Genomic DNA, 21,920 nt, shown 5'->3' on the forward strand with positions numbered 1-21,920 from the left:
CGCGGTCCTCCGATTCGGCGGTTACTCGAACGCCTGGTCCACCAGCGCCTTCTGCTCGACGGCGTGGACCTTGCTCAGACCCGTCGAGGTCGCGGCCATCGGGCGACGCGAGACCCGCTTGAGCGGCGGGAAGTCCTCGATGCGCTCGGGCAGCTCCAGGGCGAGGAAGCTCCACGCTCCCTGGTTCGCCGGCTCCTCCTGAACCCACCGGACCTCGGTGAGGTTCGGGTAGTGGTCCAGCGCCTCGCGCAGCCGGCGGTGCGGCACCGGGTGGATCTGTTCGACCCGGACGATCGCGATGTCGTCGCGGCCCTCCTTCTCCTGGCGGGCGGCGAGCTCGTAGTAGAGCTTCCCGGACACCAGCAGCATGGTCTTGACCTTGCCCGGGTCCTTCGAACCGTCGGCGAACGTCGGGTCGTCGAGAACCGAACGGAACTTGCCGTTGGTGAAGTCCGAGATCGCGCTGACGGCCTTCTTGTTCCGCAGCATCGACTTCGGCGTGAAGACCACCTGCGGCCGCTTGATGCCGTCGGTGGCATGACGACGCATGAGGTGGAAGTAGTTCGCCGGGGTCGACGGCTGCGCGACGGTCATCGAGCCCTCGGCACACAGCTGGAGGAACCGCTCGATGCGGCCGGACGTGTGGTCCGGGCCCATCCCCTCGTGCCCGTGCGGCAGGAGAAGGGTGACGGAGGACTTCTGACCCCACTTGGCCTCACCGGAGGAGATGTACTCGTCGATGATGGTCTGCGCGCCGTTGACGAAGTCACCGAACTGCGCCTCCCACAGCACCAGTGCCTCCGGGTCCCCGACCGAGTAGCCGTACTCGAATCCGACGCCCGCGTACTCGGTGAGTGCGGAGTTCCACACCTCGAAGCGGCCCTCGGCGTCCTCGAGGTTCTGCAGGGGCGAGTAGGGCTCCGACGTGGTCTTGTCGACCACCACGGCGTGGCGTTGCGTGAAGGTTCCGCGTTGCGAGTCCTGACCTGCGAGACGCACGGTCCGGCCCTCCAGGACGAGGGAACCGATCGCCAGCAGCTCGGCGAACGCCCAGTCGATGTTGCCGTTGTAGGCCATCTTCTGGCGCGCCTCGTAGACCGGCTTCACCCGCGAGTGGATGTGGAAGTCCGCGGGCAGGTTGCCGAAGGCGTCGCCGATGGCGTGGACGACCGACTCGTCCACCGCCGTCACCAGGCGCTTGGGCAGCGGCTGGTTGGGCAGGATCGACTCGGATGCCTTCACCGGGTGCTTCTCGAGCTCGCGGACCTCGTTGAAGACCCGCTCGAGCTGACCCTGGAAGTCGCGGAGAGCGTTCTCGGCCTCCTTCTCGGTGATGTCGCCGCGACCGACCAGATCCTCGGTGTAGGACTGACGGACGCTCTTCTTGTCGTCGATGACCTCGTACATCCGCGGCTGCGTCATCGACGGGTCGTCGGCCTCGTTGTGACCGCGGCGGCGGTAGCAGACGAGGTCGATCACGACGTCCTTCTTGAACTGCTGGCGGAAGTCCATCGCCAGCCGGGCGACCCGCACGCATGCCTCGGGATCGTCACCGTTCACGTGGAAGATCGGCGAGCCGATCATCTTGGCGACGTCCGTGGAGTACTGGCTGGAGCGCCCGGCCTCGGGCGCCGTGGTGAACCCGATCTGGTTGTTGACGACGATGTGGATCGTGCCGCCGGTGCGGTAACCGTCGATCTGAGAGAGGTTCAGGGTCTCCGCGACCACTCCCTGTCCGGCGAATGCCGCGTCACCGTGCAGCATGAGCGGCACGACCGGGTACTCGGAGCGCCATTCCGGATCCTCGATGAGGTCCTGCTTGGCGCGGACGATTCCCTCCAGGACCGGATCGACGGCCTCGAGGTGCGACGGGTTGGCGGTGAGCGACACCTTGATCTCGTTCTCGCCGAACATCTGGTACTGGATGCCCTCGGCCCCGAGGTGGTACTTGACGTCACCCGACCCGTGCGCGGCGGAGGGGTCCATGTTGCCCTCGAACTCGGTGAAGATCTGCCGGTAGGGCTTGCCCACGATGTTGGCGAGCACGTTGAGCCGCCCGCGGTGGGGCATGCCGATCACGACCTCGTCGAGGCCGAACTCGGCGGCCTCGTCGATCACCGCGTCCATCATCGGGATGACGGACTCGGCGCCCTCGAGGGAGAAGCGCTTCTGGCCGACATACTTGGTCTGCAGGAACGTCTCGAAGGCCTCCGCGGCGTTCACCTTGGACAGGATGTACTTCTGCTCGGCGACGGTCGGCTTGTCGTCGACCCCCTCGAGGCGCTCCTGGATCCACTGGCGCTGCTCGTTCTCGAGGATGTGGGTGTACTCGATACCGATCTTGCGGCAGTAGGCCGCACGCAACGCGGACAGTACGTCCCGCAACCGCATCTTGTCCTTGCCGACGAACCCGCCGACGGAGAACTTGCGGTCGAGGTCCCACAGGGTGAGCTCGTGGGAGTTGACGTCGAGGTCCGGGTGGAACGTGCGACGCCGCTTGGCGTGCTTCCCGTCGAGCGGGTCGATGTCGGCCATGAGGTGGCCGCGGTCGCGGTAGGCGGCGATCAGCTCGAGGACGCGTGCGTCCTTGTCCACCCGCGGGTCGGTGATGTCCTGACGCCACCGGACCGGCTCGTAGGGGATGCCGAGTACGTCGAAGATCTCGTCATAGAACTCGTCCGCGATCAGCAGGCGGTGGATCTCACGCAGGAACTCGCCGGATTCGGCGCCCTGGATGATCCGGTGATCATACGTGGAGGTGAGAGTGGTGATCTTGCCGATGGCGTTGTTGGCCAACTGCTCGTCACTCGCGCCCTGGAACTCGGCGGGGTACTCCATCGCGCCCACGCCGAGAATGGCGCCCTGGCCCACGGTGAGGCGCGGGACCGAGTGCACCGTGCCGATTCCGCCGGGGTTCGTCAGCGAGATCGTGACGCCGGAGAAGTCGTCCATCGTCAGCTTGCCCTCGCGGGCGCGGGCGACGATGTCCTCATAGGCGTCGAGGAATCCGCGGAAGTCGAGCTTCTCGCAGTTGCGGATCGCGGCCACGACCAAGGACCGGCCGGCCTTGGTCTTCATGTCGATCGCCAGACCGAGGTTGATCCCGTTCGGGGTGACGACGTTCGGCTTGCCGTCGACCTCCTCGTAGTGGTTGTTCAGGTTCGGGTAGGCCTTGACGGCCTGGACCATGGCGTACCCGATGAGGTGGGTGAAGGAGATCTTCCCGCCGTGGGTGCGCTTGAGGTGGTTGTTGATGACCACCCGGTTGTCGACCATCAGTTTCGCCGGGACCGCGCGGACCGAGGTCGCGGTGGGGAGGGACAGCGACGCGTTCATGTTCTTGACGATCGCGTTGGCCGCGCCCCGGATGACCTTGCTCTCCTGCTCCGCGGGGGGCTCGTACTCGGGGCGTGACGGCTTCTTCGTCGCCGCGGTGTCGGACTTCTTCCGCGCCTCCGACTTGTGCTCCGGGGCGGGCACCCCCTCCCCGCGGGCCTTGCGCTTGGGCGAGGCGTCGGCAGCGGGCTTCGCCGCGATGTCCTTAACGGACGCCTCGGGGGTGGAATCGTCGACGGTGATCTCGGACGGCTTCTTGTCTGATGTGACCGATTCCCCACTGCTCCCACCTCCCGATCGGGGCCGACTGCTCTTGCCGGATTTCCCGCCCGAGCTGCCGGGGGAGGTGCCGTTGGTCGAGTCACCACCGGAGGAGGAGGCGGCCTCCGGGTTGGCGTCGAAGAACTCGTGCCAGGACTTGTCCACGGAGGACGGGTCCTTGGCGAACCGCTCGTACATCTCGTCTACGAGCCACTGGTTCTGTCCGAACTGTGAGACGTTGTTGCTCACGATCTCTTGGTGCCTCTCTGGTTCTGTGGTGGGTTTCACACGTCAATGGATCCAGGCTAGACCTTCTGCCCGAGCCGGGCTCTCCGATCTCACCTGACAGGGGGATGCCCCCGGCCCGTCACGGCAGGGTCACGTGGCGGGCCACGAGTCCGGTGGCGTGCCGAACGCGGCATCAGCGGTCTCCACGACCGTCCGCCCCAGCTTCCGGTTGCCCCATCCACCCACGGCGGCGCCGAGCCCCGCGGGTGCCAGTTTGCCCACGGCGAGCCCTGCCCGCTTCACGGCGAACTTCCTGACGAAGCGGGTCATCATCCGACGGTTGATCTCCTTCAGCCCGGGTACCCGGAGTGCACGGCCGGCCAACGAGCCGCCCGTGGCCGCCCCTCCCGACGAGCTGACCGCGTTGGCCAGGATGGCGGTGCCGGACGCTCCCAACATGACTGTCATGACCAGCAGTTCCTCGTGCTCGTCGTGGCGGACGTCCACGCCGTGGACCTCGGCCACAGCGAGCGTGTAGAACGCGGCGGCCTCGAGGAACACCAGCGACTCCGCGCCGATCGCGCCGAAGGCGACGATGGTTCCGAGACCCGGCACCGCGGCCGTGGCGCCCACGGCCGCACCGGACGCGGTGACGGTGTTCAGGAACCGCGCGTCGAGACGCTCGCGGATCCGGGCCGGGCTCTCGTCGGGGTGATGGGCCCGGAGTGTGCGTACGTAGGCACGGGCGGCACCGGTCTGGCTCCGGATCGCCCGGCGCAGGGCGGCAGTGATCACCCCCGCGGCCGGGCCGGAGACGTCGGATTCAGCGGGCACTCGATCGGGCACTGGGCACTCCTGGAGGTCAAGGCGGCGCGGGGGGCGGGCCGGGCTCGAACCTCCACCGTACGTAAGGCGCGCGGGGTGGTGGCTCAGGGCAGCACACGCTCGGTGTAGTCGTTGCCAAAGACACGCTCCGGGTCGAGACGGTCACGGACGGAGACGAAGTCGTCGAAGCGGTCCACCATGGCGGACAGGTCCTCCGCGGTGCGGGTGTGCATCTTTCCCCAGTGCGGTCGCCCGCCGGCGGCGAGGAAGATCCCTTCCGCGAGACGGAACAGTTCGGTGTGATCCATCAGGTGGTACTGGTGCACGGCGATGTAGCAGACCTCGCGCCCGTACGCCGTGGACATCCACACGTCGTCGGCGGCGGCGAACCGCACCTCCACGGGGAACGGGGTGACGATGCCGGAGCGGTCGATGGTGTCGCGGAGGTCGCGCAACACCCCGGCCGCCGCCGCGACGGGCACGGCGTACTCCATCTCCCGGAAGCGGACCCGCCGCGGGGAGGCGAAGACCCGGTAGCTCCGGTCGGTGAAGTCCCGTGCGGACAGAGCCCGTGAGGCGACCCGGTTGAGCCGGGGGGTCAGCGCCGGACGTCGGGTCGCGGCTCGGCACACCACGTCGAAGACCTCGTTGGAGAGGAGTTCGTCGCCGATCAGACCCCGGATGCGTCCCACCGGGTGCAGCTCGGCGTCCCCGGGCAACCGGGTGTTGCGTTTGACGTTGATCGCGTCGGTGTGGGGGAACCAGAAGAACTCGGCGTGGTCGGCGGAACGTGCGAAACCCTCCAGGTCCGCCAGTGCGGCGGTCAGGGTCCACGGACGCTCCTCGGCCTGCAGTGCGAAGGCCGGGACGCATCGGATCGTCATCTTGGTGATGATCCCCAGTGCGCCGATCCCGAGGCGGGCCGCCTCGAACACCTCGGGGTCGGACTCGCGGGAACAGGTGAGGACGGCGCCGTCGGCGGTGACGAGCTGGAGGCCGACGACCGTGGCGGGTAGGCCCGGTGCCGCACATCCGGTGCCGTGGGTCCCGGTCGACACCGCCCCGGCGAGGGACTGTTCGGCGAAGTCCCCGAGGTTCGGCTGTGCCAGACCGAGCTCCCACAGCAGCGGTCCCAGTCGGTGCAGCCGGGTACCCGCCCAGACGGTCACGTCCGCGCCGTCGACGCGACCGTCAGCGCCGCGGGTCGGCACGATCGATTCCACGCCGGCCAGGTCGTCCAGGGACACGAGCACGCCGTCCGTCGCGGCCGCCGGCGTGAAGGAATGGCCCGCGCCGACACACTTGACCCTGGTTCCGCGCTCGGCCGCCCGCGTGACCACGTCGCTCACCTCGGCAACGGTCGTCGGGAGCGACCGGCCCGAGGGAGAGGCCAGGACATTGCCGGCCCAGTTCTGCCAGGGGGCCACCGAGGTCGTCATGGCAGGAGAGGGTACCCGCGCGAGGCGGGGCGGGAGGCGGTCCTGGACCATCGACCCGGAGTGGGGGCGGACGCCCGGCACGCCGGGGGAGCGGGTGCGGTGAACGGTGTGCACGTCCACCTCGTCGTCGTACCATGGACGGGTGACCAGACGACTTCCTGCCGATCAGCGCCGGGCGCAGCTCCTCGAGGCCGCCCTCGAGATCGCCGAACACGACGGACTGGGTGCGGTGACCGTCCGCGGCGTGGCCGAACGGGCGGGCGTGTCGCTGGGGGTCGTCCACTACTGCTACACGGATAAGGAAGAGCTTCTCCGCGAGGTCATCGGCGCCGTCAACTCGGAGGTCCACCAGGCCGCCCGGGCCTTCGTGAGTGTTGACTTCGATTCCGGGATCCGGGGCACCGAGGGCCTGCGGCGACGGCTGTACGAGGCGATCGACCTGATCTGGGCGGTGATCTCCGCATCGCCCGACCGGCAGCTCCTCACCTACGAGATCGTGTCGTACTCGCTGAGGACCCACGGGCTGCCCGAAGTCGGCCTGGCCCGCGACCAGCAGGAATCCAACGAGGCCATCGTGCGTTCGGTGCTCGAGCGCACGGCGCAGTCCGCCGACGTGCAGTGGGCGATGGGCCTCGACGACATGGTGCGCGTCGTCCTGTCGATCATCACCGGCATCAGCCTGCGGTGGCAGATCTACCGGAACGACGACGAGGCCAACGACCTCCTCCACCGGGCGGTCGACCTCGTCGTACGGGACGCGCGACCGGTCGACGGTGCCTAGCAGGGAGGCGGACGGCCTCCCCGTGGTCGTCGACGCGCTCCGGGTCGCGACCGCGGGCCTCGACGCGCCCCTCGCCGCTCTGCACCTGCCGAGTCTGCGGGCGAACGTGGACGACCTACGCCGTCGGGCAGGGGGCACCAGGATCCGGGTGGCGAGCAAGTCAGTGAGATCCCGAGGCGTGCTGCGGGAGGTGCTCGGCGACCGGCTGCGCGGCGACGACTCCGTCCGCGGGATCATGGCCTACTCGCTGGACGAGGCGTTGTGGTTGGTGGAATCGGGGTGCGACGACGTCCTGATGGGGTACCCCACCGTCGACCGCTCGGCCCTGGGACGCCTCGGAGCAGATCCGCAGGCGCCGGACTGCGTGACACTCATGATCGACCATCCGCGCCAGCTGGAGATCGCACGGGAGGCGGGGGCGTCCGGGGCGCGGGTGTGCATCGACGTCGACTGCTCCCTCCGGCTGGGGCCCGTCCACCTGGGCGTGCGCCGCTCCCCGCTACGCGGACCGGACGACGTCGAGCCGCTGGTACGGCGGGCCGTCGCCACCGGCTTCCGCGTGGTGGGCGCGATGTTCTACGAGGCGCAGGTGGCCGGGGTGCCCGATGACGTACCGGGGATCGGCGTCGTCAAACGGCTCTCGATGCGGCGGCTGCGGGATGTGCGACCGGCGGTGGCGTCCACGATCGAGTCGATCACCGGGACACCGCCGGAGATCATCAACTCCGGGGGATCCGGGTCCGTCGCCGAGAGCGCCGGAGCGCCCGCCGTCACCGAGGTCACCGCGGGATCGGGACTGTACGTGCCGGGGCTGTTCGACGCCTATCGGACCTTCACCCCGCGGCCGGCGCTGCTGTTCGCACTGCCCGCCGTGCGGACGCCGGCCCGTGGTCTCACCACGTTCCTGTACGGGGGATACGTCGCGTCCGGCGTCCCGGGGCGCGACCGGCTCCCGGTGCCCGCCGCCCCGGCGGGGTTGCGATACCTCGGTCGGGAGGGGGCCGGAGAGGTCCAGACGCCCGTGCGGGGGCAGGTGGCCATCGGCGAGAGCGCATGGTGGCGTCACGCGAAGGCGGGGGAACTGTGCGAGCGGTTCGACACTCTCCACGTGGTGGACGAGACTGCTGACGGGCCCGTCGTGGTGGATCGCTGGCCCACCTACCGTGGTGAAGGGAAGTGTTTCGGATGACCGACGCCCAGCAGATGTCCGGGCAGGCGCGGGAGCGGATGCATGCCGAGGCCGTCGCGATCACGGCGAACCTCGTGTCGATCGACTCGACCAACACCGGTGACCCCGCGACGATCGGCGACGGCGAGACGAGGGTGTGCCGCCGGATCGCCGAGTACCTCGACGAGGTCGGCATCTCCAGCGAACTCGTGGAGTCTGTTCCCGGACGAGGGAGCCTGTTCGCCCGGGTCGAGGGAGCCGACCCGGACGCGGGCGGACTGGTCGTGCACGGACACGTCGACGTCGTCCCCGCGGTCGCCGAGGACTGGACCGTCCCGCCGTTCGCCGGTGAGATCCGCGACGGCTGGCTCTACGGACGAGGCACCGTCGACATGAAGAACATGATCGGCATGATGCTCGCGGTGGTCCGCCACTACCGCCGGGAGGGGATCGTGCCCCGGCGGCCGCTGCTGCTCGCGTTCTTCGCGGATGAGGAGGCCGCGGGGATCATGGGTGCCAAGTGGGTGGTCCGGGAGCGGCCCGAGATCTTCGACGGCATGACCCAGGCGCTCAGCGAGGTCGGGGGCTGGTCGGTACCGGTCGACGGCCGCCGCCTCTACCCGATCGCCGTCGCCGAGAAGGGCGTCGCCTGGGCCACGGTGACCGCACACGGGACCGCCGCACACGCGTCCCGCCCGACCGGGGACAACGCCGTCGCCGCGATCGCCGGGGCGGTTCATCGCGTGGCCGATCTCGACTTTCCGGTGCAGCCGACCGAGGCAAACACCGCGCTGGCCGCGGCGGTCGGTCGGCTGGCCGGAGGAAGCGGCGAGGTCGCCGAACTGCCGGATCGGCTCGAGGTCCTCGGGCACTTCGGGCCCCTCGTCTCCGCCTCGCTGTCCCACACCGCCTCACCGACGGTCCTGTCCGCCGGGTACAAGACCAACGTCATCCCCACCGAGGCACGCGCGGAGATCGACTGCAGAGTACTCCCCGGAGGTGAGGACACGTTCCGTGCCGAGATCGAGCAGGAGCTCGGCCCCGACGTGACGGTCGAGTGGATCTGGGAACCACCGATCGCCGCACCGGCCGACGCCCCGTTCGTGGAGGTGATCCGCGAGGCCGTCAGGCAATCCGACCCCGATGCCATGGTCGTGCCGTACCTGTTGCCCGCCAGCACGGACAACAAGCATCTGGCCCCGCTCGGGATCGACGGCTACGGGTTCGTCCCACTGCGCGTGCCCGACGAGTTCGACGTCTTCGGCCATTTCCACGCCGTGGACGAGCGGGTACCGGTGGACGCACTGCATTTCGGTGCCGACGTGCTCGCCCGAGTGCTCCGATCCGCGTGAGGGGCGCGCTCACCGGACATCCGACGCCGTCTGCGCGGACCCGCCTGCCCGCGGACGTCTGGGTCCTCGTCGCGGCCGCGTTCGCCGTGGCGATCGGCTACGGTCTGGTCGCCCCGGTGCTGCCGCAGTTCGCCCGCAGCTTCGACGTGTCGGTCACGGCGGCGTCGGTCATCGTCAGCGCATTCGCGTTCTTCAGGTTGGTGTTCGCGCCGGCCGGTGGGTTCCTCGTCGACAAACTCGGCGAGCGGTGGGTCTACATGTCCGGTCTCCTCATCGTGGTGGTCTCCACGTTGGCGACCGGGCTGGCGCAGAACTACTGGCAGCTCCTGGTCTTCCGCGGTCTCGGCGGTCTCGGGTCGACGATGTTCACGATCTCCGCGATGGCCCTGCTCACCAGATTGTCCCCGCCCGGCGCCCGGGGACGGATCGCCGGCCTGTACGCGACCGCGTTCCTCATCGGCAATATCGGCGGTCCGGTTCTGGGCGGATTGTTGGCGGGCTTCGGCATGCGCATCCCGTTCTTCGTCTACGCCGGCACGCTGCTGGTGGCGACCGGCGTGGTGGCGGTCTTCCTCCGCGGGGGCCGACGGCCCTCACCCGACGACGGGTCCCCCGAGCAGGAACCCCTCCCGGTCGCCGAGGCGCTACGGCACAGCGGGTACCGTGCCGCGCTGATCTCCAGCTTCGTCAACGGGTGGACCTCGTTCGGTGTGCGGGTCGCCATCGTCCCGCTGTTCGCCGCGGCCAACTTCGATGCCGGCGCCGGTATCGCCGGCACCGCGCTGGCGTCGTTCGCGGTGGGGACCGCCTCGGTGGTCTCCGCGGCCGGGTGGTTGTCCGACAGGTACGGGCGACGTCCGATGGTGATCCTTGGTCTGGTGATCTCCGGTGTCACCACCCTCGTCCTGGGCTGGTGTGACACCGTGCCGTTGCTCGTGGCGGCCTCGGTCATCGCCGGGATGGGCGCCGGGATCCTCAACCCGTCGCAACAGGCCGCTGTCGCGGACGTGATCGGCGCGGACCGGGCAGGCGGCAAGGTCCTCGCCACCTTCCAGATGGCCAGCGACTCCGGAGCGATCCTGGGACCGGTCGTGGTGGGGCTGGTGGTGGACCTGCTGGGCTACAAGGCGGGGTTCGCGGTGTCCGGTGTGCTCCTATTGGGGGCCGCGATCCCGTGGATCATCGCCGAGGAGACCCGTGAGGCCACGAACCCGGTGACCACGGGGGAGTGACCTGCGGCAGCCGTGTCGCTCAACAGCCCCCGGACGCCGTAGAATGTAAAACCTCATGGAGAACAACGACGAGGACCGTACCGCCACCGCCGGCGACGAGGTCGACACCGACGCCAGCAATCCCGAACCAGCCTCCGCCGCGGACAACGGCGCCGCGAACAATGGCGCCGCGGACAACGGCGCTGCGGACACGGCCGCGCCCGCGCGCACCGGCGCCGCCGCCCCTGCAGCCGGCGGTGAGGACGAGCCCGAGGTGACGTTCGCCGACATGGGGCTGGCCCCCGCGGTCGCGCAGGCGGTCAGGGACGTGGGTTACGAAGTCCCCTCCGCCATCCAGGCCGCGACGATCCCGCTGGTCCTCGAGGGGCGTGACGTGGTCGGCCTGGCACAGACCGGCACCGGTAAGACCGCCGCGTTCGCGCTGCCCATCCTGTCGCTGATCGACCCGGCGGTGAAGAGCCCCCAGGCCCTCATCCTGGCGCCGACCCGAGAGCTCGCCCTCCAGGTCGCCGAGGCCTGTGTCACGTACTCGGCGAACATGCCGCAGGTGAACGTCTTGCCCATCTACGGCGGGCAGGCCTACGGCATCCAGCTCTCGGGGCTGCGGCGCGGTGCGCAGATCATCGTCGGCACCCCGGGGCGTGTGATCGACCACCTGAAGAAGGGCACGTTGGACCTGTCGGGTCTGCGGCACCTCGTCCTGGACGAGGCCGACGAGATGCTCGCGATGGGGTTCCAGGAGGACGTCGAGCGGATCCTGTCGGACACCCCGGAGACGACCCAGGTGGCCCTGTTCTCGGCGACCATGCCCGCCGCCATCCGGCGGATCTCGCAGAAGTACCTCACCAATCCGACCGAGGTGAAGGTGGCGTCGAAGACGTCGACCGCGCCGAACATCACGCAGCGCTACGTCCTGGTCAACCACCGGGACAAGCTCGACGCTCTGACGAGGATCTTCGAGGTCGAGGACTTCGACGCGATGATCCTGTTCGTCCGGACGAAGTCCGCCACCGAGGAGCTGGCAGAGCGACTCCGTGCACGGGGGTTCTCCGCCGCGCCCATCAACGGCGACATCCCGCAGAACCTGCGTGAGCGCACGATCGAGGCGCTGAAGGACGGTCGCACGGACATCCTCGTCGCCACCGACGTGGCCGCCCGGGGTCTCGACGTCCCCCGGATCAGCCATGTCGTCAACTACGACATCCCGCACGACACCGAGTCCTACATCCACCGGATCGGCCGGACCGGTCGCGCCGGTAGGAGCGGTGAGGCGCTGCTCTTCGTCACCCCGCGCGAGCGCCGGCTCCTCTCCCAGATCGAGCGGGCCACCCGCCAACCGTTGACCGAGATCCAGCTCCCGAGCGTGGACGACGTCAACGAGATGCGGATGGCCAAGTTCGCACAGTCGATCACCGAGAGCCTCGAGGACCCGAGCATCGCGCTCTTCCGCCGACTGGTGGAGGAGTACGCCTCCGAGCACTCGGTCTCGATGTCCGACATCGCCGCCGCTCTGGCGACCCAGTCGCGGAACTCGGACGACTTCCTCATGCGGGAGCCCGAGCGCCCGCCGCGCCGGGACGACCGTCGCGAGCGGCCGGCACGCGACTTCTCGGACGGGCCGCGTCCGTCGCGGTCGGGGAAGAACATGGGGCAGTACCGGATCGCCGTGGGTAAGCGGAACAACGTCAAGCCCGGCTCGATCATGGGCGCCCTGGCCAACGAGGCCGGGCTCCGGGGCGGTGACATCGGACGCATCTCGATCCGGTTCGACCACTCGATCGTCGAGCTGCCGGCGGATCTCCCCGCGGACCAGCTCAACTCGATGAAGGGAATCCGGGTCGGGGGTTCCGAGATCGACATCCGCCCCGACTCCGGCGCTCCGACGGGTCGTCCGTCGTCGTTCCGGGACGACAGGGGCGGCAAGCCGCGTGGCGGCGGACCCCGTCGCGATGACCGTGGCGACCGAGGTGACCGTGGTGACCGGCGCGGCGGCCGTGACGAGAAGCGCGACGACCGTGGGGGCTTCCGCCGCGGTGACGACGACCGCCGCGGTGGCGGGTTCCGCGGGCGTTCCGGCGGGGGCCCGGACCGCCACTGACGCCGGGCCCTACGGGCCGGTCGGGCACCGCCGGACCGCACCGGCGAGAGCGTCATGGTCGGCCCTCGTCACCGGCAGGCCGTAGGCGACGGCCGCGGTGAGGTACCGGGAGGCGTAGAAGCAGTGTCGACCGGGATCCGGGGGTAGCCAGTCCGCCGGGGTCGAGTCGCTCTTGCCGGTGTTGACCGACGCTGTGACGGCGAGCAGGTTCCGGTCGATGTCGTTGGCGAACGCGGCACGGCGCCCGGCCGGCCACGACCACGCCCCCAGGTCCCACGCCGCCGAGAGCGGGTAGACGTGGTCGACGTGGATGCCGCGCACCCCCGTGGTGCCCGCGTCGACGAGCCTGCCGGTGTACGGATCGGTCAGGACTCCGCCAGACACCTCGCACCGTGCCCCGGGTGTCCTGGTGCCGCCGACGAGGTCGCGGGCCAGGACATCGTGACGGGTGGAGCACCCGTTTCCGGCACCCGGCGCCCCGGTCGTGTCACTCCAGGCCGGGCCGAACACGCACCCTGACGCGCCCGAGCAGTCCCGCTCGTACCCGGGAGCGGGGTTCCGCGACTCCACCACCTCGACCGCGTCGAGCAGTGCCTCCACCGCGTCCCGCGGTGGGCTGCCCGGGACGGAGCGGGGCGGTTGGCCGGACCACCACACGGCGGCCAGCACGCCGAGCACGACGAGGGCCAGGGCGAGCGCCCGGGGTGCGGGCGGCGGCACGACTCGGCCAGCAAGGTGCCTCCGGGTACGGGGATCATGGCTCACGCATCGAGTCTGACGCGGGGGGTCGCCGGCTCCCGCCCGCCGAGGGGGGCGGCAGGGCGGGACTGTGGACAGGTGGGCGCCTGTGGACGGCGGCCTCGCCCGTACCTCTCAGGGGAGCACGCCGGCCCGCTGTCGGACCCACGTGCTTACATGTGCACGTGACCCCGACCGCCGCACCCCGACTACACGCCGTGTGGCAGTCCGGGGTCGTCGGCTTGTGGTGCGAGACGGGATTGCGTAGGCCGGTATCGATCGCCCCCGCCGCCGAGGTCACGGCTGTGGGCCGGGCCGGAGCCCCGCCTGAGGTGATCCGGTTCCTGGAGCGCTACTCGCTGACGCACCGGATCGGGGTTCGTGCCCCGGTCGAGGGCCGGGTCCGGACCGCGACGGTGCCGGGGATCCGGGTCTCGGTCGGCGCGGCGGTGGATCTGTGCGGGATGGTCGACGCCACCGACCACTGGGTCGGATCCGGGCTGCGGGCCCTCGCGGCGCTCTCGTCGGGCGTGGCCGCCTTCGTGAGTGCGGGGCACGTCGTCCCCGTCCTCGGCCGTTCGGAGGGCGCATGGGACGCGTCATGGACTCTCGCCGCCTCACCCGTGGTGTCGGCGTGGGCAGCGGAGAGCCTGTCCCGGTGCCACGGGCTGGTGGCGAACCGCGAGGACCTCGACCGACTACTCGCCGCCCTGGCGGACCAGCACGCGCGGATGGCCCTGGCGCCCCTGGCGGGCGATCGCCGGAGCGACCTGGGCACGGCCTTGATCACGGGCGGGGGCGTGACGTCCGGGGGCCAGGCGTTGGCGGAAGCGATCGGCGAGTTCGGACGGGCGGCGGCGGCGCGGGACGTCGAGGTGGTGTTCCGGATCGTCGAGCCGACCGGCGGTGACGACGAGGGCCCGGGCGATTCCGACGGCGGGGCCGGGCACGCCGCGCCCGGGGAGATCCTGTGGCGGCTGGAGACGCTGGTGCGCACGGGCAACGATTCCCTTCGGCCCTTCACCGAGCTGCCCGATACGTCGGCCGTGGGTGACGCGGTGCGCGACGTCGTCGACCGGGCGGTCCGGTCGTGGCCACCGCTGGGGCGTGCCACCCACACCGCCGGCAGTCCGGACCTGATGATGCCCACCGACCTGGTGGTGCAGTTGGTCGACGAGGGGGTGGAGGCACTACGGGGGAGAGGTGTCGAGATCCTCCTGCCGCGAGCCTGGACCAGGGTGCGGACCGCCGTCCGGGTCTCGGTCACGGAGCCGGGCACCGAGAACGTCGACTCGGGTCGCCGGCTCGGGCTCGATCAGCTGGCGGACGTGAACTGGGAGATGGTCGTCGACGACGTCCCCCTCGACCCCGCCGAGGCCCAGATGCTCCTCGACGCCGCGTCCGATCTGGTCAAGCTCCGCGGCCAATGGGTCCGGGCGGACCCCGGTGCACTGCGTCGGGCGGCCCGCTTCCTCGCCGCGCGGCGCGGGGGGCGGGTCACGGCACCCGCACTGGTCGCCGCCCTGATGTCCGAGGAAGGCGAGGGCGTCGAGGTGGAGGCGCCCACGACCATCGACTGGATCCCCTCGTCGTCGTCGATCCCGGTCGACCTCCCACCCTGGTTCCGCGCCACGCTCCGTCCGTACCAACTGGAGGGGGTGCGGTGGTTGACCGCGCTGTCCAGCGCCGATGTCGGCGCCGTGCTGGCCGATGACATGGGGCTCGGAAAGACCATGCAGGTGCTCGCGCTCACCGCGTCCGAGCACGCGGCGGGCCGGACCGGCCCCACTCTCGTCGTGGCGCCGCTCACCCTGGTGGCCACCTGGGCCCGGGAGTCGGCGACGTTCGCCCCGGAGCTGCGGATCCACGTCCATCACGGACCGGCCCGCGAACGGGGTGACGACGCGGCCACACTACTCGGAGCCGCCGACCTCGTGCTGACCTCCTACGGGACGGCGTCCCGGGACGCGGAACTCCTCGCCCGGGTGGCCTGGCGGCGGCTGGTCGCCGACGAGGCCCAGACCATCAAGAACCCCTCCACCTCGGTCGCGCGCGCCGTCGTCTCGATCCCGGCGGAGCACCGGATCGCGCTGACCGGGACACCGGTGGAGAACCGGTTGGACGAGCTCCGCGCCGTCCTGGACTTCGCCAATCCGGGGATGTTGGGTTCGGCCAGCACCTTCCGTGCCCGGTTCGCGATCCCCATCGAGTCCCACCGCGACGAGGCCGCGGCATCGAGGCTCCGGGCACTCGCCGCACCGTTCGTGCTGCGCCGCCTCAAATCCGACCCCCGCGTGGTCGCCGATCTCCCGGACAAGCAACACATCAGGGTCGATTCGCCGCTGACCCGTGAGCAGGCGACCCTGTACCGGGCGGTCGTCAAGGACATGATGGAACAGGTCAAGGAGTCCGAGGGGGCCGCCCGCAAGGGCGCCATCCTCTCGGGGCTCACAGCCCTGAAGCAGGTGTGCAACCACCCCGCCCACTACCTCGGGGACGGGTCCGCACTCCTGCGCGGCGGCCGCCACCGTTCGGGCAAACTCGCCGCACTCGACGAGGTCCTCACCGAGATCCTCGACGCGGGGGAGAAGGTGCTGCTGTTCACCCAGTACCGGGCGTTCGGCGATCTGATCCTGCCCCTACTCGAGCGTCGGGCCGCCACCGCCGTGCCATTCCTGCACGGCGGGGTCACCGCGGCCGGACGGGCTCAGATGGTCGAGGAGTTCCAGGCATCGCACGGCCCACCGGTGATGCTCGCGTCGCTACGCGCGGGAGGGACCGGACTGACCCTCACCGAGGCCAACCACGTCGTACACCTGGATCGCTGGTGGAACCCGGCGGTGGAGAACCAGGCCACCGACCGGGTCCACCGCATCGGCCAGACCCGGGTGGTCCAGGTGCGCACGCTCGTCGCACCGGGCACGGTCGAGGACCGTATCGACGAACTCCTCGAAGCCAAGCGGGACCTCGCGGAGTTGACGCTGGGACCGTTGGCAGGCGCGCTGACCGAGCTCGCGGACGCGGACCTGGCGGCACTCGTCGAGTTCACCGACGTGGGGCGGGACGAACCGTGAGCGGCGAAGCGGGCATCCGGGCGAGGTCCCGGGCCGGGCAGTTCGGCGCACACATGTGGAGCAGACGCTGGGCGAGTGACATCGAATCCGGGGTCTCCCGGGGTGACGCCCACATGGCCCGACAGGACGCCCGCAAGGACAAGGTCCTCTCCCTGCACCACTCGGGCCGGTCGGTCCGGATCGACGTCGACGGGAGCAGACCGGAACCCTTCACAGTGGAGTTCACGTTCGCCCCGCTTGACGACACCGACTCCGACGCCCTGCGCACCGCCCTCAGGCGGGAGGAACGGGGCGTGCTCGGCGCCCTGGCCGGGGACTTCTCCGACACCGTCGGGTTCCTCCTCCTGCCCGCGGTGCACGGGGCAACCGCGTTCACCTGCCACTGTCCGGTGCAACCCGGCCCCTGCCGACACGTGCTGGCGGCCGCCTACATCATGGTCGAGTGGTGGGACTCCCGGCCGGAGGTGTTGTTCGAGCTCAGGGGTCTGCGACCCGAGCAACTCGGCGCCGTCCTCCGGGGCGGAGGGGACGACGACGAGGTGTCCTTCGACGTGGAGGAGGCGCTGTGGGGTGGTGAGCCGATCCTGCCGGCGTCGCCGTCACCCGGACCGGCCGGTCTCGAGGACCTGCTGGACGCGCCCGTCACCCGCAGGCTCGCCGCGGCGGCGACCAACGACGCGCTCGAGCAACTCCGGGTGGTGGCGGACCTCGAGGACTTCCTCGACGCGTTCGGCCGGTACCGACCGCGGTGAGGCGGGCCGCCGATGCGTAGCCTGTCGGACCCGCGTCCTACGATGCGGCCATGACCAACCCACGGGACGGCGACGCCATCCGATTCCTCCACTCAGCCGATTGGCAGCTCGGTATGACCCGGCGGTTCCTCGGAGACGAGTCCCAGGCCGTCTTCACGGCGGACAGGCTCGCGGCCGTGGAGGCACTCGGTGGGTTGGCGGAGCGACACGGGGCACAGTTCGTGGTGGTCGCGGGCGACGTGTTCGAGGACAACGCGGTACCCCGGTCGGTGGTACTCCGCGCGGTCGAGGCCCTGTCCGCATTCCCGGTGCCGGTGCTGGTGCTGCCGGGCAATCACGATCCACTGGACGTGTCCTCGGTGTTCCGGTGCAGGGACTTCTCCCCGGCGCTCGAGGGCGGGGCCGTCGTGGTCCTCGACGGTTCGGGCCCGGTCGAGATCGTCCCCGGCGTCGAGGTGGTCGGCGTCCCGTGGACGTCCAAGCGCCCGGACCCCTCGCGGTTACCGGCGCTTCTGGCGTCTCTCGAACCCACTGACTCCGTGCGGGTCCTCGTGGCGCACGGGGGTACCGACGAGATCTACGGCGGGCACTCCCCGTCGGTGGAGGCGATCGCCGTGGCTTCGCTGGAGGAGGCGATCGAGTCCCGCCGCCTGGACTACGTGGCGCTCGGGGACAGGCACTCGGTCACCCGCGTGGGCTCCGGCGGGCGCATCTGGTTCTCGGGGAGTCCGGAGACCACGGACTTCGACGACGTGGAGAAGGACTCCGGCAACGTCCTGCTGGTCGAGCTCGGTGGGAGAGGTCCGTCGGGGGAGAGGCGAGCGTGCGAGGTCACCCCGCTGGCGACGGGCCGGTGGTCCTTCCTGGCGGTGGACGCGGAGATCGATACGGACGGGGACCTCGACTCCCTCGCCGAGCGGATCGAGGCGGTGCAGGACAAGCCGCGCACCGTGCTGAAACTGGGGCTGACCGGCACCGTCGGGGTGGCCCTGCGCGCGCGGATCGATGCGCTCCTGGAGACCTGGGACGCGGTGTTCGCCTCCGCGTACCTGCGCCAGTCACGCACCCACCTCGTGGTCCGCGCGGAGGACTCGGACTTCACGGATCTCGTGGACGGGTACGCGGGTCGAGCGGTCGCGGACCTCGTCGACATGGCGGCCACCGGGGGGGTGGACGCCGAGGATGCCGGGCACGCCCTGAGCTTGCTGTACCGGCTCGTGGACGGGGGAACGCGATGATCCTGCACCGGTTGACGATCGAGGACTTCCGCGGGGTGATGCGCGAAGAGGTCGACCTGCCCCCACGTGGGGTGCTGGTGATCGAGGGCCCCAACGAGTCGGGGAAGACCAGCCTCATGGACGCCCTCGAGATGCTGCTCGAGCACAAGGCCTCGTCCGGGCGTGCCGAGATCAAGGCCGCCAGCCCTGTCGGCAGGGACGTCCCCGTGGTGGTGGAGGCCGAGTTCTCCGTCGACGGCGAACGGATGCGCTACCGCAAGGAGTTCGTCCGCGGCAAGCGCACCTCCCTCGAGTTCCCGGGTTCGGCACGCACGGCGATGGCGGGAGACGACGCCCACGACTTCGTCCGCGACCTGTTGGACCGTCAGGTCGACAGGTCACTGTGGCGCGCCCTGCGCATAGCCCAGGACGAACCTCTGGGCCAGGTCGACGCGGCCAAGGGTATGGACTCTCTCCGCCGCGCGTTGGACGCCGCGGCGGGCGGTGAGGACCCGACCGGTGACGACTCGCTGGTCGAGCGCGTCGCGGAGGAACGCAATCGCTATCTCACTGCGCGGCGGGGCGAGCCGACCGGTGACCTGGCGCGGTCGGAGTCCCGGCTCACCGAGGCGCGGGCCGCGCTGTCCGAGGCACGCGCCCGGCACGCGGAACTCGACGCGGCGGTCGCGGACCACGAAGCCCGGTCCGCAGTCCATCGCGCGCGACTCGACTCGCTCGCCACGCTCGAGAAGGAAGTCGGGCGTCTCGAGGCCGCGGGCCGGGCAGTCGCGGACCTCAGAGGGGTCAGCGCATCCGCCGACGCCGAGGTCGACCGGGCGGTGGCCGCGCATGACGCCGCGCTGCGCGAGCAACGAGAGCGTCGGGAACTCATCGACAGGGCGATGACCGAACAGCGGAGGGAGACCGATCTGCGGGCGGCTGCCGCCACCGCGGCCGAGAGGCTGGAACCCGCCCAGCAGCGGGCCCGTCGGGCGCGGGCCGAACTGGAGGCGGCGGAGAAGCGAGTGATCCGGGCCCGCACCCGCCTCGATGCCGCACGCGCGGTCGAGGAGGGCGACCGCAGGCGTGCGGACCTCGAGCACCTGGAACGACTGCTCGGGACCCTGACAGAGGTGGGGGACGAGCTGCGCCGCAAGGAGGCGGAGCTCGCCGCGGTCGACGTCGCCGATGACTCGGTCGACGCCATCCGCCGCGCGGACGAGACGCTGCGGGAGGCCGTCATCCGGTCCGCAGCCAGTGCTCCCCGGGTGGAGATCACCGGGGAGGGCGAGTTCCGGGTCGGAGGGGAGGGCCTCGATGCGTCTGCGGGGTGGACGCACGAGATCGTGGAGGACACCGTCTTCGAGGTCGGGGCGGTCTCGCTGACTGTCGTCCCCGCGGGTGACACGGACTCCGTCCGACGGGACGAGCAGTCCGCTCGCCTCCGGCTGGACCACCTTCTCGCGGAGCTCGGCGTGGAGAACCCCACGGAGGCGGAGGAACGCTCCCGGCGGACGGGCGCGCTGCGTGCCGAGATCGAGGCACTGCGTCGACGGCGATCGGACCTCCTCGGCGGCGAGACGGCGGATGATCTCACCGCGAGGCGGGACGACCTGCGCTCACGGGTCCCGGCCGGGACCGTGCCGTCCGGCCAGGTCGCGGAGGGGCGGGAAGGCGGAGCCGTCGCGGAGGGGGAGGACGATCCGGAGACCGAGTACGCCGCCGCGGAGGAATCGGTCGTCCGCTGCAGGGCGGAGGATCGCGCCGCATCCGCCGAGGCCGAAACACTCCGCACCGAGTACGCGACCCGTATCGCACTGGCAGACGAGGCAGCCGGCCGGCACGGTGAGTGCGGGGAGGCGCTGTCGGCCGCGCGTGACGCCACCCCGGATCTCAGCCTCGACGAGAGGGCGGGGGAGGCGCGCCTCCGCGCAGAGACCGCCCGTGAGAAGGCACGGGAGGCGAAGGCGGAATTGGACGAGGCGCTCGCCGACGCGCCGCCCGGTCTGCTGGACAACGCCCGGGCCTCACTGTCCTCACTGGCCGCCGAGGAACGCGAATCGGCTGCTGCCGTCGCCACGTCGATGGGCCGGGTCAACGCGATCGGCGACCAGGGCCGGCTCGAGGGGGTCGCTTCCGCCGAGCGCGAACTCGAGGCGGCGGAGAGGGAGAACGCAGCGCTGTGGCGCCGAGCCCGTGCGGCGGACCTGCTCCACCGCACACTCGCGGCGCGTCGATCGGAGGCTCTGCTCGCGTACCAGGCCCCGTTCCACAGGGCGGTCGTCGAACTCGGTTCCCTCGTGTACGGGCGTGACTTCGACGTGAGGCTCGGCGAGGATCTGACCATCCTGTCCAGGCGGGTCGGGGATGTGACCGTCGACTACGAATCGCTGTCCGGGGGCGCCAGGGAGCAGTTGGCGGTGATCGTCCGGATCGCCTGTGCGCGACTCGTCGGTGACGACGGCGTCCCCGTTTTCCTCGACGACACCATGGGCTATACGGATCCCTCTCGCCGACTCACCATGGGAGCGGTCATCGCCGCGGCTGCGGCGACGTCACAGGTCATCGTGCTCACGTGCGACCGCGCCCGGTTCGCGGGCATCGGGGGCGCACACACCCACGTCATGCAGAGGTCTGGCGCCGATCGCGAGTGAACGCCGTTGACGGCGGCGGGCGCCCCGGAGCGGTGGTGGAGGAATGCCGAGTGGGTCGTCGTGCTGTAATAGCCCCATGACGGAGACACGCTGGTTGAGCGATGAAGAGCAGCGCATGTGGCGCCGGTACCGCGATGTGAACCAACTGCTGGAACTCGCCATGGAGCGCCAACTCCAGCGGGACGCCTCGATGTCTCAATCCGATTACTCGGTTCTCGTGAGCCTCAGTGAGGCCGACAACCGGGGACTCCGGGCGAGGGAACTCGGCGCCGCGCTCGGCTGGGACCGCAGCCGGGTCTCTCACCAGGTCCGGCGTATGGAGGGGCGCGGCCTGGTGGCCAAGGGAGAATGCGCGGAGGACGGTCGCGGGACCGTCGTCACCCTCACCGAGGCGGGCGCCCAGGCGATCGCGTCAGTGGCCCCCAAGCACGTCGAGAAGGTCCGGGAGCTGTTCATCGACGTGCTCTCCGAGCACGAGGTACTCGCACTCACCGACATCTACGAGCGAATCGTCGACCGCATCGGTGAGGTGGACGGAATCACCCGGCCCACCTGACGCGGAGCGGGAGAGACGAGAAGGGCCCGGGCAATCGCCCGGGCCCTTCTCGTTTTGCTTGTGCCCCCGAAGGGAATCGAACCCCTGACCTTTGGTACCGGAAACCAACGCTCTATCCCCTGAGCTACGAGGGCGGGATACCGACCCTTACGGGCCGGAGGCCGCTCCAGCGGACGCCCCGCACTGGCGGGGATCGCTCGAACAGCGAG

At 70.5% G+C, this 21,920-nt stretch carries 14 protein-coding genes and 1 tRNA gene; 10 read left to right on the plus strand and 5 right to left on the minus strand.

The genetic code is table 11. The features are described from left to right. Positions 1–21 precede the first annotated feature (21 nt). The 3 genes from CK206_RS00985 to CK206_RS00995 all read right to left on the minus strand — a co-directional run bounded on the left by CK206_RS00985 (position 22) and on the right by CK206_RS00995 (position 6,089). Complete coding sequence (locus CK206_RS00985) at positions 22–3,846, minus strand: multifunctional oxoglutarate decarboxylase/oxoglutarate dehydrogenase thiamine pyrophosphate-binding subunit/dihydrolipoyllysine-residue succinyltransferase subunit (RefSeq protein ID WP_173674747.1); 3,825 nt, start codon at positions 3,844–3,846, stop codon at positions 22–24. 129 nt (positions 3,847–3,975) lie between these two features. Beyond that, entirely contained in the window at positions 3,976–4,671 is a 696-nt protein-coding gene (locus tag CK206_RS00990) for a hypothetical protein (RefSeq protein ID WP_067718393.1), read from the minus strand. A gap of 83 nt (positions 4,672–4,754) precedes the next feature. Next, positions 4,755–6,089, minus strand: a complete 1,335-nt coding sequence (locus CK206_RS00995; protein ID WP_096907208.1) for a D-arabinono-1,4-lactone oxidase — start codon at positions 6,087–6,089, stop codon at positions 4,755–4,757. Between the two features lie 142 nt (positions 6,090–6,231). Here CK206_RS00995 and CK206_RS01000 point away from each other — a divergent pair, with 142 nt between their 5' ends. The 5 genes from CK206_RS01000 to CK206_RS01020 are packed head-to-tail and all read left to right on the plus strand — an operon-like array spanning position 6,232 to position 12,720. After that, on the plus strand, positions 6,232–6,870 hold the full coding sequence (locus tag CK206_RS01000; protein WP_096905239.1) for a TetR/AcrR family transcriptional regulator: 639 nt from the start codon (positions 6,232–6,234) through the stop codon (positions 6,868–6,870). Then, complete coding sequence (locus CK206_RS01005) at positions 6,863–8,059, plus strand: alanine racemase (RefSeq protein WP_096905240.1); 1,197 nt, start codon at positions 6,863–6,865, stop codon at positions 8,057–8,059. Before CK206_RS01000 ends, CK206_RS01005 begins: the two co-directional genes overlap by 8 nt. Continuing rightward, the gene (locus CK206_RS01010) at positions 8,056–9,390 is read left to right on the plus strand and encodes a M20/M25/M40 family metallo-hydrolase (protein ID WP_096905241.1); all 1,335 of its coding nucleotides are present in this window, start codon (positions 8,056–8,058) and stop codon (positions 9,388–9,390) included. Before CK206_RS01005 ends, CK206_RS01010 begins: the two co-directional genes overlap by 4 nt. Beyond that, positions 9,387–10,622, plus strand: a complete 1,236-nt coding sequence (locus CK206_RS01015; protein WP_067718383.1) for an MFS transporter — start codon at positions 9,387–9,389, stop codon at positions 10,620–10,622. Before CK206_RS01010 ends, CK206_RS01015 begins: the two co-directional genes overlap by 4 nt. 55 nt (positions 10,623–10,677) lie before the next feature. Then, on the plus strand, positions 10,678–12,720 hold the full coding sequence (locus tag CK206_RS01020) for a DEAD/DEAH box helicase (RefSeq protein ID WP_096905242.1): 2,043 nt from the start codon (positions 10,678–10,680) through the stop codon (positions 12,718–12,720). Positions 12,721–12,729: 9 nt separating this feature from the next. Here the strand turns inward: CK206_RS01020 and CK206_RS01025 are convergent, their stop codons facing one another. After that, a complete protein-coding gene (locus CK206_RS01025; protein WP_173674748.1) occupies positions 12,730–13,485 on the minus strand; it encodes an HNH endonuclease family protein in 756 nt (251 codons plus the stop codon). A gap of 158 nt (positions 13,486–13,643) precedes the next feature. On the opposite strand from CK206_RS01025, the gene CK206_RS01030 reads away from it, so the two are divergent. From CK206_RS01030 to CK206_RS01050, 5 genes are all read left to right on the plus strand, one after another. Further along, positions 13,644–16,532 carry a DEAD/DEAH box helicase gene (locus CK206_RS01030; protein ID WP_254050436.1) on the plus strand — a complete coding sequence of 963 codons (2,889 nt, stop codon included), beginning with the start codon at positions 13,644–13,646 and terminating at the stop codon, positions 16,530–16,532. Next, positions 16,529–17,284, plus strand: a complete 756-nt coding sequence (locus tag CK206_RS01035; protein WP_096905244.1) for a hypothetical protein — start codon at positions 16,529–16,531, stop codon at positions 17,282–17,284. The genes CK206_RS01030 and CK206_RS01035 overlap by 4 nt, the downstream gene beginning before the upstream one ends. 50 nt (positions 17,285–17,334) lie before the next feature. Beyond that, entirely contained in the window at positions 17,335–18,522 is a 1,188-nt protein-coding gene (locus tag CK206_RS01040; protein WP_096905245.1) for a metallophosphoesterase, read from the plus strand. Further along, complete coding sequence (locus CK206_RS01045; protein WP_096905246.1) at positions 18,519–21,155, plus strand: AAA family ATPase; 2,637 nt, start codon at positions 18,519–18,521, stop codon at positions 21,153–21,155. Before CK206_RS01040 ends, CK206_RS01045 begins: the two co-directional genes overlap by 4 nt. 76 nt (positions 21,156–21,231) lie before the next feature. Continuing rightward, entirely contained in the window at positions 21,232–21,711 is a 480-nt protein-coding gene (locus tag CK206_RS01050) for a MarR family winged helix-turn-helix transcriptional regulator (RefSeq protein WP_254050437.1), read from the plus strand. A gap of 61 nt (positions 21,712–21,772) precedes the next feature. On the opposite strand, the gene CK206_RS01055 is transcribed toward CK206_RS01050, so the two are convergent. Continuing rightward, a tRNA-Arg gene (locus CK206_RS01055) sits at positions 21,773–21,845 on the minus strand. Between the last annotated feature and the right edge of the window lie 75 nt (positions 21,846–21,920).

The organism is Dietzia sp. WMMA184 (assembly GCF_002441635.1).
GTDB classification, from domain to species: Bacteria; Actinomycetota; Actinomycetes; order Mycobacteriales; family Mycobacteriaceae; genus Dietzia; species Dietzia kunjamensis.

Excerpts from the sequence above, each read along its gene's own strand:
- CK206_RS00995 (WP_096907208.1), bottom strand. The coding sequence starts at position 6,089 with ATGACGACCTCGGTGGCCCCCTGGCAGAACTGGGCCGGCAATGTCCTG.
- CK206_RS01010 (WP_096905241.1), top strand. The coding sequence starts at position 8,056 with ATGACCGACGCCCAGCAGATGTCCGGGCAGGCGCGGGAGCGGATGCAT.
- CK206_RS01020 (WP_096905242.1), top strand. The coding sequence starts at position 10,678 with ATGGAGAACAACGACGAGGACCGTACCGCCACCGCCGGCGACGAGGTC.
- CK206_RS01040 (WP_096905245.1), top strand. The coding sequence starts at position 17,335 with ATGACCAACCCACGGGACGGCGACGCCATCCGATTCCTCCACTCAGCC.
- CK206_RS01045 (WP_096905246.1), top strand. The coding sequence starts at position 18,519 with ATGATCCTGCACCGGTTGACGATCGAGGACTTCCGCGGGGTGATGCGC.
- CK206_RS01050 (WP_254050437.1), top strand. The coding sequence starts at position 21,232 with ATGACGGAGACACGCTGGTTGAGCGATGAAGAGCAGCGCATGTGGCGC.